General features: G+C 61.6%; 11 protein-coding genes. 5 read left to right on the top strand and 6 right to left on the bottom strand.

All coding sequences use genetic code 11. The annotated features are described in order from the left end of the window. Positions 1 to 141 precede the first annotated feature (141 nt). From CN311_RS00125 to CN311_RS00140, 4 genes are all read left to right on the top strand, one after another. Complete coding sequence (locus tag CN311_RS00125) at positions 142 to 978, top strand: universal stress protein (RefSeq protein ID WP_165779527.1); 837 nt, start codon at positions 142 to 144, stop codon at positions 976 to 978. 11 nt (positions 979 to 989) lie between these two features. Further along, positions 990 to 2,603, top strand: coding sequence for an MBL fold metallo-hydrolase (locus CN311_RS00130; protein ID WP_245440665.1), 1,614 nt, complete (start codon positions 990 to 992; stop codon positions 2,601 to 2,603). A 115-nt stretch (positions 2,604 to 2,718) separates the two neighbouring features. Beyond that, entirely contained in the window at positions 2,719 to 5,142 is a 2,424-nt protein-coding gene (locus CN311_RS00135) for a phosphoketolase family protein (protein WP_097571408.1), read from the top strand. A 51-nt stretch (positions 5,143 to 5,193) separates the two neighbouring features. Beyond that, positions 5,194 to 6,387 (top strand): acetate/propionate family kinase, encoded by a 1,194-nt coding sequence (locus tag CN311_RS00140; protein ID WP_097571409.1) that lies wholly within the window; start codon positions 5,194 to 5,196, stop codon positions 6,385 to 6,387. Positions 6,388 to 6,752: 365 nt separating this feature from the next. On the opposite strand, the gene CN311_RS00150 is transcribed toward CN311_RS00140, so the two are convergent. The 4 genes from CN311_RS00150 to CN311_RS00170 form a co-directional block, all read right to left on the bottom strand. Then, entirely contained in the window at positions 6,753 to 7,898 is a 1,146-nt protein-coding gene (locus CN311_RS00150; protein WP_280954018.1) for a universal stress protein, read from the bottom strand. 96 nt (positions 7,899 to 7,994) lie between these two features. Continuing rightward, the gene (locus CN311_RS32385; RefSeq protein WP_165779528.1) at positions 7,995 to 8,369 is read right to left on the bottom strand and encodes a hypothetical protein; all 375 of its coding nucleotides are present in this window, start codon (positions 8,367 to 8,369) and stop codon (positions 7,995 to 7,997) included. 12 nt (positions 8,370 to 8,381) lie between these two features. Further along, on the bottom strand, positions 8,382 to 8,996 hold the full coding sequence (gene fixJ, locus CN311_RS00165) for a response regulator FixJ (RefSeq protein ID WP_097571411.1): 615 nt from the start codon (positions 8,994 to 8,996) through the stop codon (positions 8,382 to 8,384). Then, positions 8,983 to 10,473 carry a PAS domain S-box protein gene (locus tag CN311_RS00170; protein ID WP_097571412.1) on the bottom strand — a complete coding sequence of 497 codons (1,491 nt, stop codon included), beginning with the start codon at positions 10,471 to 10,473 and terminating at the stop codon, positions 8,983 to 8,985. Before CN311_RS00170 ends, fixJ begins: the two co-directional genes overlap by 14 nt. Before the next feature lie 299 nt (positions 10,474 to 10,772). On the opposite strand from CN311_RS00170, the gene CN311_RS00175 reads away from it, so the two are divergent. After that, positions 10,773 to 11,585 (top strand): universal stress protein, encoded by an 813-nt coding sequence (locus tag CN311_RS00175; protein ID WP_097571413.1) that lies wholly within the window; start codon positions 10,773 to 10,775, stop codon positions 11,583 to 11,585. Between the two features lie 54 nt (positions 11,586 to 11,639). Here CN311_RS00175 and CN311_RS00180 read toward each other — a convergent pair whose 3' ends face one another. Together CN311_RS00180 and CN311_RS00185 are read right to left on the bottom strand one after the other, a co-directional pair. Beyond that, positions 11,640 to 12,149, bottom strand: coding sequence for a GNAT family N-acetyltransferase (locus tag CN311_RS00180; protein ID WP_097571414.1), 510 nt, complete (start codon positions 12,147 to 12,149; stop codon positions 11,640 to 11,642). Positions 12,150 to 12,208: 59 nt separating this feature from the next. Then, entirely contained in the window at positions 12,209 to 12,856 is a 648-nt protein-coding gene (locus tag CN311_RS00185; protein ID WP_097571415.1) for a helix-turn-helix domain-containing protein, read from the bottom strand. Between the last annotated feature and the right edge of the window lie 349 nt (positions 12,857 to 13,205).

Below are 13,205 nucleotides of genomic sequence, written 5' to 3' on the forward strand. Positions count from 1 at the left end.
CGCGACGTCGCGTCTCATTCGCAACGAGCAGCAACGGGACGCTACGTATTTGCGGTGGATCAAAGCCGGGCTCGTCCCTTGTGACTACAAATGTCGCGAAAGATGGCCCTTTGGGCCTTGCACCAATGGAGGCGAAATCAGATGAAGCTTATGGCAGTCCTCTGTCTGGCGACCTATCCTGAAGCGAACTCCCCGGCAGTAGCCGTAAACGCAGTTGCGGTCGCCAAGCAACTCGGCTCAACCCTTCATGCGATTGCCGTCAATGTCGACATTCCAGACGTTTCGAATGCGCTGTCGAGCTACCTGCTCGACCTTCCCACCAAGATCCGGGAGGTCGAGGCGACCAGCCGCAAGCATGGCAAGGCCTTGCTTGAAGCGGTTGCCAAGGAGGCCTCAAGAGGCGCGGTGACCGTGACCACGCAGGAGATCGCGGCGCAGCCGGCCCTGATGGGCGACGAGGCCGCAAAACAATGCCGTTACTTCGATCTCTGTCTGGTCGGCATGGCATCGGGCAACCAGACGGCGCGCATGACTGCCGAGGCCCTGCTGTTCGGCGCAGGCCGGCCGACACTGCTGCTTCGCGATGCAACGGATGTCGGTGCGCTTGACCATGTCGTCATCGCCTGGGACGGCAGCCGTGTGGCGGCGCGGGCCGTCGCCGACGCGCGGCCGTTCCTGGAACGCGCTTCCAAGGTGACGGTCGCCAGTGTGACCGATGAAAAGCCGCTGCCTGGAAAAGACATCGGAGAGCGTCTTGCGGAGGGCCTGAGGACACGCGGGCTGACGATCGAAACCGCTTCGATCCAGGCCGGTGACCTTTCGATCGCCGTCGCTCTCCAGGAGTACGCCCTGAAGATCGGCGGCAAGCTGCTGGTCATGGGTGGATACGGTCATTCGCGTGTCAGGGACTTCGTGCTCGGCGGCGCGACCGGGGGTGTTCTCGCGGATTTGCGCCTGCCTGTCCTGCTCTCGCACTAGGGCGCGGCGACATGCAAGGCAGTCGCGGCATGGATCCGGTTCTGCGCTTCCATGGCGCGGCCCACGGCGTCACCGGCTCATGCTATGAGATCGAAACGCCTCGCTGGCGGGTTCTCATCGACTGCGGCCTGTTCCAGGGATCGAAGTCGGAGCGGGAACTGAACTATGGCGCGTTCCCGTTCCCGCCGAAGGCGATTGACGCCGTCATCCTGACGCATGCGCATATCGATCACAGCGGCCTTTTGGCGAAACTGGTCAAACAGGGCTTTTCCGGACCGATCCACACGACCCGCGCCACCATCGATCTTTGCTCGGTGATGCTGCCGGACGCAGCGCATATCCAGGAAATGGAGGTCGAACAACTGAACCGCCGCAATGCACAGCGCGGAAGGCCGCTGGTCGAGCCGATCTACAGCCTTCAGGATGCGGCTGCCTGCATGACCTTGTTCCGGGCTCTGGAATACGGCGATTGGACAACCATAGCCGATGGCCTTCGCGCGCGCTTCTGGAACGCCGGCCATTTGCTCGGCTCCGCCTCGGTCGAACTCGAGATCGATCTGGATCATCAGAAGACCCCGATGCGGATTTTGTTTTCAGGCGATATCGGGCCTGGTCACAAGTTGCTGCAGACCGATCCAGAAGGTCCGGCCGGTGTCGACTATCTCATCTGCGAATCGACCTATGGCGATCGGGACCGGCCGGACGTCTCGCCCGAACAACGGCGATCCATGCTCGGCGACATCGTTCGTGGCGCAGCCGCGGCCAGCGGCCCGCTGATCATTCCATCCTTCGCGGTCGAGCGGACGCAGGAGCTGCTGGTCGACCTCCACCTGCTCATGCAGACCGGTGCCGTGCCGACGGCGCCGGTCTTCGTAGACTCGCCGCTGGCCACACGCGCCAGCGCGGTTTTCGAACGGCACGCCGACGACATCGAACAGGGCGACGTCTTGCGCCAGGCCCTCAGCTCGAAGGAGCTGCGCTTCACCGAGACGGTGGAACAGAGCAAGGCGATCAATCGCCTAACCGGCTTCTTCGTGGTGATCGCCGCCAGCGGTATGTGCGATGCTGGGCGTATCCGCCATCATCTCAAGGCCAATCTCTGGCGCCGGAACGCTACAGTGATGATCGCGGGGTACCAGGCCCAAGGAACGCTCGGCAGGGTGCTGCTCGACGGGGCGCGGCGTGTGCGCATCCAAGGTGAAGAGGTCGAGGTCAAGGCGCATATCAGCCTGTTCGACCTCTATTCCGGCCACGCCGATGCCGCCGAACTGGTGGCCTGGGTCGAGGCCAGAAGTCCGGTCAAGCAGGTGGTATTCCTGACGCATGGCGAGGACGAAGGGCTACGTGGTTTCAGCGAGCGGCTGCGATCGATGATCCCAGACGACAGGATCATCATGCCGCGGCTGGATGATGCCTTCCAATTGACGCTCAGCGGCAGTTTGCCGGTCGAGACCAACGAGCCGCGCCGTCTGAGGCCGGAAAAGGTTGCTCGCCTCGACTGGCACAATGACCTTTCAAGACTTCTCCTGGACATCAACGAGGCGGTCGGCGCCGCTGCCGACGAACGGGGCCGCGCCGCGGTGATCAGGCGCATGCGCCGGGCGCTCGAGGACAATGACGCTTAAAGTCTGCGGCGTGATGAACTGAAAGCGCGCCAACGCGTTTGTGTCCATTCGCTGCAGGTCGACGAACACAGGCGCACGTCGCAATCCGGCGACCGTCGCCAACAAGGAGCCAAACATGACCGAGCATACGAAACCCCGAGCTTCCGGTAGTCTTCTGTCTGACCGCGAACTGCACGATATCGATGCCTATTGGCGCGCCGCGAATTATCTGACGATCGGTCAGATCTACCTGCTCGACAATCCGCTGCTACGCGAACCGTTGCGGCTGGAGCATGTCAAGCCGCGCCTGCTCGGCCACTGGGGAACGTCGCCGGGGTTGAGTTTTATTTATGCCCACCTCAATCGCGTGATCAGGCTCAGGGACGCGAATGCGATCTACGTCTGTGGTCCCGGCCATGGTGGCCCGGCAATGGTGGCGAACACCTATCTGGAGGGCACCTACAGCGAGTTCAATCCAGACGTCACGATGGACGAGCAGGGGATGCGCAAGCTGTTCCGGCAGTTCTCCTTTCCAGGTGGCATCCCGAGCCATGCTGCGCCCGATGTGCCCGGCTCGATCCACGAAGGCGGCGAATTGGGCTACGCGCTTTCTCATGCCTACGGTGCGGCCTTCGACAATCCGGACCTTGTCGTCGCCTGCGTCGTCGGCGACGGGGAGGCCGAAACCGGGCCACTGGCCGCTGCGTGGCATTCCAACAAGTTTCTCAACCCGGCGCGAGATGGGGCGGTGCTGCCGATCCTGCATCTGAACGGCTACAAGATCGCCAATCCGACCATCCTGGCCCGTATCCCCGAAGACGAACTGCGCGCGCTGTTCATTGGCTATGGCTATGAGCCGCTGTTTGTCGAGGGGCACGACCCCGCGCTGATGCATGAGCAGATGGCGATCGTGCTCGACGACGCGCTCGATCGCATCCGAGCGATCCAGCATGCCGCGCGTTCTGGTTCCACGGTGCCAGCGGCGCGACCAAAATGGCCGATGATCGTGCTGCGCAGTCCCAAGGGCTGGACCGGCCCGAAAGAGGTCGATGGGCTGAAGACCGAAGGCTTCTGGCGCTCGCACCAGGTTCCCTTGTCGGGCCTTGCGGAAAACCCCGCGCACCTGAAGCTGCTTGAGGACTGGCTGAAAAGCTACCGGCCGGACGAACTGTTCGACGCCGCCGGCGCTCCTGTCGCCTCGATCCGTGCTACCGCACCTGAGGGCACACGGCGCATGGGCGCCAACCCACATGCCAATGGCGGCTTGCTGCGCCGCTCCCTTGATCTGCCAGCGCTGCAGGACCATGCGGTTGCGGTCGAACGACCGGGCGCGGTGAAGGCAGAGTCGACGCGTACAATGGGCAAGTTCCTGCGTGCCGTGATGGAGCTGAATGAGGCGGCGAAGAACTTCCGCATCGTCGGTCCGGACGAGACAGCCTCGAACCGGCTTCAGGACGTGTTCGAGGTCACCGAGCGCGCCTGGATGGAAACGATCCTGCCCGAGGACGTTCATCTCGGCCGCGACGGCAGGGTTATGGAAATCCTGTCCGAGCACACCTGCCAAGGCTGGCTCGAAGGTTATATTTTGACCGGGCGGCACGGCCTGTTTTCCTGCTACGAGGCATTCATTCACATCGTCGATTCCATGTTCAACCAGCATGCAAAATGGCTCGATGCCTGCCGCGACATTCCATGGCGACGGCCGGTCGCCTCGCTGAACTACCTGTTGTCGAGCCATGTCTGGCATCAGGAACACAATGGGTTCAGCCATCAGGACCCCGGCTTCATCGATGTTGCCCTCAACAAGAAGGCCGACATCGTGCGCGTCTATCTGCCGCCGGATGCCAACACCTTGCTTTGCGTGACCGATCACGTGCTGCGGACTTGGAACCGCATCAACGTCATCGTCGCCGGCAAGCCGCCGTCATGGCAATGGCTGTCCATGGACAAGGCCGTCGTCCATTGCAGGACAGGCATCGGTATCTGGGACTGGGCATCGACCGAGGATGGCGACGAGCCGGCCGTTGTGATGGCTTGCGCCGGCGACGTCCCGACCCTCGAAACGCTAGCTGCCGTGCAGATTCTCAGGCACCACGTTCCTGAACTCAGGATCAGGGTGGTCAACGTCGTCGACCTGATGACCCTGCAGCCCAAGGAGCATCACCCGCACGGGCTCTCGGATCGCGATTTCGATGCGTTGTTCACGACCGACAAGCCCGTCATCTTCGCCTATCACGGCTATCCCTGGACCATCCATCGCCTGACCTATCGGCGCACCAACCACGACAACATCCATGTGCGCGGCTACAATGAGGAAGGCACGACGACGACGCCTTTCGACATGACGGTGCTGAACGGCCTTGACCGGTTCCATCTGGTCCAAAGCGTCCTCGACCGCCTGCCAAAGGTCAAGGGCGCCAATATTGGCCTGATGCAGGCAATGGAGGGCAAGCTGCTTGAGCATCGAGCCTATATTCGCGCGCATGGGCAGGATATGCCGGAGATTCTTGGCTGGAAATGGGAGCAGGGCCCGGCTGCAGCGCCAAAACCTGCTGAATGAGCCGATGGGCAGCCTTTGGCGCATCGCAATGGCACGGGATCGGATGACTGCATGACCGATGCGATCCTTGTCCTGAACGGCGGGTCATCGAGCCTGAAATTCGCTGTGTTCGAGGCAAGCGCGGAGCCTCCCGCGCTGTTGCGCGGCAATGTCTCGTCGCTCGGACAGCATCCGCGCCTGCACGTCGCGGCTGCGGCCGGATCTCCTGAAATCGAACGGAACCTGGGCGAAGGACCGATCGATATCGACGAGGCATTCGCAACGGTCGCTTCGCTGCTCGGTGATCGCGATCTCCTCCGCTCCATCGACAGGGTCGGGCATAGGATCGTCCATGGCGGGCGCGACTTCACCGAAGCGACGCGGCTTGATGAGCAGACCCTTGAAGCGCTGCGCCTGCTCGAGCCGCTGGCGCCAATCCATCAGCGGATCAATCTTAATATTGTCGGACTAGCTGCCGAGCTCCTGCCGCAGGCTGTTCAGGTCGGATGCTTCGACACCGCGTTTCATTCGGCCCGACCGGAGCTTGCCAAGATCTATGGCCTCCCACGCGAGCTGACCGAAGCGGGCGTTGTTTCCTATGGCTTTCACGGCCTGTCCTACAGCCATATCGCTTCGAAGCTGCGGGACCGCTACGGTGCGGGTGCCGGCGGCCGGGCGATCGTCGCTCATCTCGGCAGCGGTGCCAGCCTGTGCGCCATGGACGCCGGACGTAGTGTCGCCACGACGATGGGGTTCTCGACGCTGGACGGACTTGTCATGAGCACGCGTTGCGGCGCGCTCGACCCGGGGGTTATCCTCCATCTGCTGAAGGATCGGAAGCTGCCGGCCGACGAACTGGTCACGCTTCTGTACGAAAAATCCGGCCTGCTCGGTGTGTCCGGAATATCCGGTGACATGCGAATGCTGATCGGCTCGCACGAACCTGCCGCCGCCGAGTCCATCGCTCTTTTCGTCTATCGCATCGGCCGCGAGATCGGGTCGCTGGCCGCTGCCCTGGGAGGGTTGGATCGGCTGGTCTTCACGGCCGGCATCGGCGAAAACGCGCCGTCGATCCGGGAAAAGGTCGGGGCCTTTGCCGGTTGGCTCGGCGTAGCGATAGACAAGGACCGCAACCAGCGCGGCGACGAAATCATCAGCCTTGCCGGTTCCAGGGTCGAGGTCCTGGTGGTTCCCACGGATGAGGAGAGGGCCGTGGCCGCCGAATTGCTCCGGCACGATCGTGCGTCACCTGAGCGCGCAAGCTGATGTCAGTTCTTGTCGGACAGGAAACACAGGAGAGTACGCGCCAAGAGCGCGATAACGACGCCGGCTTGTCTCAATCGGCGGCGACGACGTTCCTGCCGCCAGGCCTCACCGCGGCCGAAGTACAGGCGAGGCTCGTCGCCGAAGGCTTCAACGAACTACCCAGATCCAACAGCCAGCGAACCAAAAAAGTGTCGGGTCGCCGGGGCAGGTCGTGACGGTGGACCCCAATGTCGCGTTCGACCTCATCGCCGCCAGCCGCTCGTGGGAAACCTCCTTCATCCTGCCGAGAAAGCGAAAACGCAGGTCTTGCGGCGTCACATGGGTGAAGAACTCGTAGGCGGCGGCCTGATTTTCAGCGAAAGCGGTCAGTTCGAGAACAGCCGATTGACTGAGCCCTGCTTGAGCAAGGAGCGGGTCATGCCGCCAAAGGCCCATTCACGGAGTCGGCTATGGCCGTAGCCGCCGGCGACAACAAGTTCTGCATCCATCGCGCGGGCGAGCTCGGTGACGGCTTCGCAGGCGTCCGCATGACCGGCGCCCAGAACCTCCGATCTTGCCTTGACGCCATGTCTCATCAGGAACCGGACGACGTCGCCGATGCTCTCGCGTGCGCTTCTCTGGTTCTGCTCCTCAATCGTCGCCACGAGCACATGCTGTGCGCCGGTCAAAAAGGGCATTGCATCGCTGACTGCGCGCCGAGCTTCGCGAGTATCCTTCCACGCCAACAGAACATTTTTGGGGTTCAGCGGAGCAAGTTTGTCAGCCGCTAGTAGCACGGGCCGTCCGACCGACAGAATCAACGTTCCGGTATCGACCCTCCGATGGTGATCAGCGCCGTTTGCCGAAGATCCGGTCACGATGAGGTCCGCGGCGCGGGCATGCATCGCCAGCAGGCGTGTCGGATCACCGATCTCCTCGCGCCAGGAGGCATCGTCTCCTGCAAGGCTCAGGAATTGTTCCTTCACGATCTTCAGGCGATCCTCGATCTCCGTCCGGCGTTGACGCATTATTTCCGCCGCCGCCGCGCCGCCATCATTCCCAGGAATAAACACATAAGGATCGGCTGCGGCGAAGCCGATCAGTGCGGCTTCGAACCGCCGCGCCAACGTCTGGGCGTAGATCGTTCGCGGAGCCGCCGGAGAATCGACATCCAGTTGAACCATGATGGTGTTGAAGATCATTTTCATGCCTCCGTTGGGATTTGTCGCAGCATCACCTGAGGTCCGAGCTTGCGCCTTGATGCGCATCAAAACCGGCATATCTGGCCAGTTCGTCAGGGCACGTTTGTAACCATCGGCCGTTCCGCCTTCCGCCTCCCAATCCGACATCCCCTTGGGACGCACGCCATCGCCAAACATCGCGTGCGCGAGGATGGTCGACGTGCTGGTGCCGTCACCGACCATGTCGCCGGTTTTCTCCGCAGCCTGCCTCAGCATTCGCGCGCCGAGATTCTCCTCGGGGTCCTTCAGGTCGAATTCCTTGGCGATGGTTACCCCGTCGCTGCAGACGATCGGCGCCCCCCAATTCTTTCAATCAGCATTGCCTGGGAATACCAGAGGAAGTCTTTGCACTGACGTGTTTCCTGCTGTCTGCCAAGGCCAGTTTCATCAACGGCAGTTGCCATCTCGTGGACGGTGGCTACACAGCCAAATGACTTGGACCCTTGCCCGTTCAAAACGATTGACAGGCATCTGACCGGTGCTCGCACCGACAAGTTTCGAAAAATGATGCAAATCAAGGCGCGGCTTGCCGTTTGCGAAGATCATGAACCAATGTGGAAGCAAATCCAAAGCGCTCCGTTTGGTCGCGATCTCGAACTGGCCGTCTTCGACGAAGACGGTGAGCATGCGCTCGTGTTTGCTTGTGTAAGGGACCTGAAAGGCTGGAAGAATGCCGTAACCGGCGCCCGAGTCGACATCAGCCCGACGCACTGGCGCGACTGGGGAGAATCCCTGCGACAGGTGCAGAGTGGTCAAATCCAAGACGGAAAGTCTTTAGGCCTTGGCTTCAACAATCAGCGCCATGCGCACGAGATGCGACAGGCTGGTTGCGGCCATCTTGCTCATGACATTGGCGCGGTGGATCTCGACCGTGCGCGGGCTGATCCCCAAATCGTAGGCGATCGTCTTGTTGGGTAGGCCCGACACGAGCCCGTCCAGCACTTGCTTCTCCCGCTCCGACAGCGTTGACAACCGAGCTTGGATTTCTGCTGATTGCGGGTGTGTTGCAGCGGGTCGATCGCGGTTAGACAGCGCGGAGCGGATCGCGTCGATCAGGATGTCGTCGTCAAACGGCTTTTCGATGAAATCGGCGGCGCCTTCCTTCATCGCCTGTACGGCCAGCGCCACATCGGCATGACCGGTCATGACAATGACCGGAACCGAATGGCCGCGGGCCCTGAGCTGGCGCAGCAACTCGATGCCGTCGATGCCGGGCATGCGCACATCGGTCACGATGCAGCCGTCGATATTGCTCGTCGCCGTTGACAGAAACGCTGTCGCCGATTCGTGCAGGCGTACGGCAAAGTCGGCCGTCGCCAGGAGAAAGCCCAGCGACTTGCGAACGTCCACGTCGTCGTCAACCACGTGCACAAGATCATTCCCGGCCATTGGCGACCTCTTCCTTCTCAACGATGCGCAACGTGAACCGGAAGGCAGTTCCTCCTCCAGCCATTGCCTCGGTCCAGATATGACCGCCATGCGATTCGACGATGGTACGGCAAATTGACAGACCGACACCCATTCCTTGCTTCTTGGTGGTGACGAATGGCTGGAAAAGCTGGGCCGAGACCTCCGGTGCCAGACCCGAGCCGGTGTCGATCACGCTCACCTCAGCCATCCCATCGTCGCGAGCCCTGGTAACCACCCGCAATTCGCGGCGTGGCGCGCCTTGCATCGCCTCCACTGCATTTCGCATGAGGTTGAGCAGAACCTGCTGGATCTGGATGCGGTCGGTCAAGACCAGCTCGGCAGCGGGATCGAGGTGATAGCTGACACGCACGTCGGCCTCCCTGGCTCCGACCAAAGCGAGCGACGAGGCTTCCTCGATCAGTTTCGGCAAGAGTTCGACCTGACGCTCGCTTTCGCCCCGGGCGACGAAGTCCCTCAGATGGCGAATGACATCCCCGGCCCTCAAAGCCTGTTCTGCCGCCTTTTCCACGGCATCTCGCAGCATCGGCGCGTTCTCCTCCGTGCTCTTCTCGAGAAGGCGGCGGCTGCCCTTCAGGTAGTTTGTGATGGCGGTGAGCGGTTGGTTGATCTCATGCGCCAAGGTCGAAGCCATTTCGCCGAGCGCGGTGAACCGCGCCATGTGCAGAAGCTCCTGCTGCTGCTCCTGGATTCTCGCTTCCGCCCGGTGGCGTTCGGTCAGGTCGCGGCAGAAGCCGGTAAAGAAGCGCCCGGTTCCCGGATGCATCTCGCCGACGGAGAGCTCCATGGGAAAGGTGGAACCATCCTTGCGCATCCCCGTGACGGTGCGGCCAAGTCCGATGATCCTTCGCTCTCCCGTCGTCAGGAAGCGGTGCAGGTAGGCGTCATGCTCGTCGCGATAGGGCGACGGCATCAGCAGGCTGACATTTTGACCAATGACTTCGCTGGACTGGTAACCGAACAGCGTTTCGGCGGCCGTGCTAAAGGACTGAATGCGGCCCTGTTCGTCGATGACGACCATCGCGTCGGGCACCGTCGCCAGGATCGAACGCAGATGGTCTTCGCGCAACAGGAGCGCTGCGTTGGCAAAGGACAAGTCGCTGACATCCGTGCCCTGAACAAAGATGGCGGTAATATTCCCATCCTCGGCTCTGATCGGCTGATAGACGAAGTCCAGGATGCGCTCCTCGGCGGCTGCGTCATGAACGTTGCGAAGCATGACTTTAACGCCACGGCCGACATAGGGTTCGCCGGTGTCGTACACGCGGTCCAGCTGTTCGAAGAAGCCCTGGCCCTCCAGTTCCGGCAGCGCCTCCTGCACGGATTTTCCAATCACCTGTCTTTGTCCGATCAGCCGTTGATAGGCTGCATTGGTCAATTCGAAGACGTGGCCGGGTTCGCTTAGCAAGGTCATGAAGCCCGGAGCCTGCTCGAACATCAGCGCGAGACGCTGGTGCTCTCCCAAACTACCCGGCGCGCTCAGTCCAGGATCGACTACCGGCGCGACTTTCGCATCGTCGGCGGATGGGAATGGGTCTTTCTTGCTCACGTGCAGTCCTTGGATCTGGGAACCGGCAATCTGAGTGATTAGCACTCATCCCTCCGCGCGCAAAACAAGTTGAAGGAGAGGCCGCAATGCGCCGCCTGCGAAGGTAGCGCATTTGACCCGCATCAAGGTGCGATGCACCGGAGCATGCAATTCATGGCCCACACCACCGGTTCCAGCGCGAGGTTTGCATGTCCTACAAATCGATCATCGTCAATCTTGCCGTGGACGAAGATCCGGCGCCAATCGTGAAGCTTGCAGTGGAGCTTGCTGGGCGCTTTGGCGCTCACCTCATTGGCCTGGCGGCAGCCGACGTTCCGCCACTGGTCGCGACCGGCGACGGCATGGTCTACGAAGGCGAGATCATGCAGGTCCAGCGCACCGAGATCGAAAAGCGGCTTGCGGAACTGCGCGGCGAATTCGAAAAGCTGGTCCCCAACTCGATCAGTTGCGAATGGGGACAGGAGGTTTGCAGTCCGACGCGTTTTCTAAGCGTTTCCGCCCGCGCGGCTGACCTCATCGTCACCGGCGGTGAAGAGGGAGAGAATGTCTTTCGTGCCGTCGACGTCGGCAGCCTGGCGCTCGGTACGGGCCGCCCGGTCTTCGTCGCCGCAAGCAATGTCGAACATATTTTGGCAAAGACCGTCCTGGTTGCCTGGAAGGACACCAGGGAGGCTCGCCGGGCGGTGGCAGATGCATTGCCGTTCTTGGCCAAAGCCTCGGAGGTCGTCGTCGCCACGATGGACACCGACCACGACGGGAGCATTCACAACAGCCTCGCCGACGTCGCGGTCTATCTCGAACACCACTGCATCAAGGCGCGAACCGAAATGCTTGCCGGCGAGGCGGATGGAGACCGGCTGGTCGCGTTCGCACGCTCGATCCACGCCGACCTGATCGTCTCCGGTGCGTATGGCCACAGTCGCCTGAGGGAGTGGGCGTTCGGCGGCGTCACCCGCACGCTCATCCAGAAGAGCGGCATTCATCGCCTCATGTCGTATTGACGGCCTGTCATGCCCAGCGAAGTCGATCAATCCCGATACCGGTCTGTCGATCGGTCAACCGGCCTCGCCGAGCCGCCGACGAACCAGAACAAGTGTCGGATCGTCGGGGTAGGCCGTGACGGTGAACCCCATGTCGCGTTCGAGCTCGATGGCCGAACGGTTTTCGCGGTTCTCGATCGACTCGATGGTCTCAAGTCCCATCCCTTCGGCATAGTTTGCGATATGGGCGAGAAGTTCCCAGCCAACGCCCAAATGCTTGCGATCCGCGCGAATGCAGATCGCGACCTCGCCTACGCGGTCGGCCGGATCGCATGCCAGTGTCGCCACCGCGATCAGCATTCCGTCGGTCGAGAACGCAAGAAAATTATGGATATGGGCGTCATCGGAACGCGTCATCGCCACCAGCCGCTCATGGGAAACCTCCTTCACCCCGCCGAGAAAGCGAAAGCGCAGGTCCTCCGGCGTCACATGGGTGAAGAACTCGGCCACGGTCGGCTCATCTTCAGGGCGTGCGCGACGCACTTCGAAACGAAACCCGGTATGCGTGGTAAGTGTGTTGTTCATCGTCGACTGGTCCCTGAGTTGTGGCCGTTCTGAAGCGTCGCTGCCTTCGGAGGGCGTGCTTATTCGCCCATGTCCTGCAACACGTCCTGCTTGAGGATTTCGATGCTGCGCAGGTTAAGCAGGCGAATGACGCCGTTGTCCTTCAAGCGGGTGAAGACCCGCGACACAGTCTCGATGGTGAGGCCGAGATAGTCTCCGATGTCCATACGCGACATCGGCAGTTCGACCTGCCGCAACCCACCCTGCCGCTCGACCATATCGACCAGGAACGCAGCAACGCGTTCGATGGCATTCTGGCGGCCGAGAACAAGGAGATGCTCCTGGGCTCTGGTCAATCCCTTGAGCGCCAAGGGCAGGAGTTGACGGGACATGTCCGCACCGGCGGTCAATCGGAAAACACGAACACCAGTCGCGTTGATTGCCTCGGCGAAGAAATGATGGGTGCTGTCGGCTTCGAAGCCGAATGTCTCTCCGGCCAGGTGGAAGGCACTTATCTGCCTGCGGCCGTCGGCGAGCAGACGGTAGATGCGGACGGCGCCGAACTCGATCTGATAGAAGGCGCCGGCCTTCTCGCCCTGGGCGTAGATTTCTGCCCCCGCGGAAAAGAAGCTGACAGGCTGCAACGGCACGCTGTCGAGAGCTGCCGACAGGCTCGACGGTTGGAGGTGAGACGGCAGTGCAATCTTGGAAGTCGTGTGAGCGTACATTGGCTGCGTTCCCGGTTGATCCGTGGCTACAGAAGTCGCGCAATTCCGAGGGCAGCGAAATTCGGTTATGTCCCTAAGGGAAACCACCTAGTGGCCGCCAGACGAAGCAGATGCCGGCAGGGCCCGCTCGTTCGTGCGTACCGCCGTTGTTTGAACAGGCGGGAAAGCTGGGCACGGAAAGTGCCGGTCGCGCCGCCCAAACTGAAAGTCTGGGAGACTATCGGAGCACCAAATCCATGGGTGACAGGCCGCTATCGCATGGGTTTCGGAATTGTGCCCGAGGCGATAGGGGCCCGGCTTCGACTCTTCATCGAACACCATTTGCCGGAAGCGGCACCGTCCCGTCGGC

Origin of the sequence: Mesorhizobium sanjuanii (assembly GCF_002529485.1) — a bacterium.
Taxonomy (GTDB): Bacteria; Pseudomonadota; Alphaproteobacteria; order Rhizobiales; family Rhizobiaceae; genus Mesorhizobium; species Mesorhizobium sanjuanii.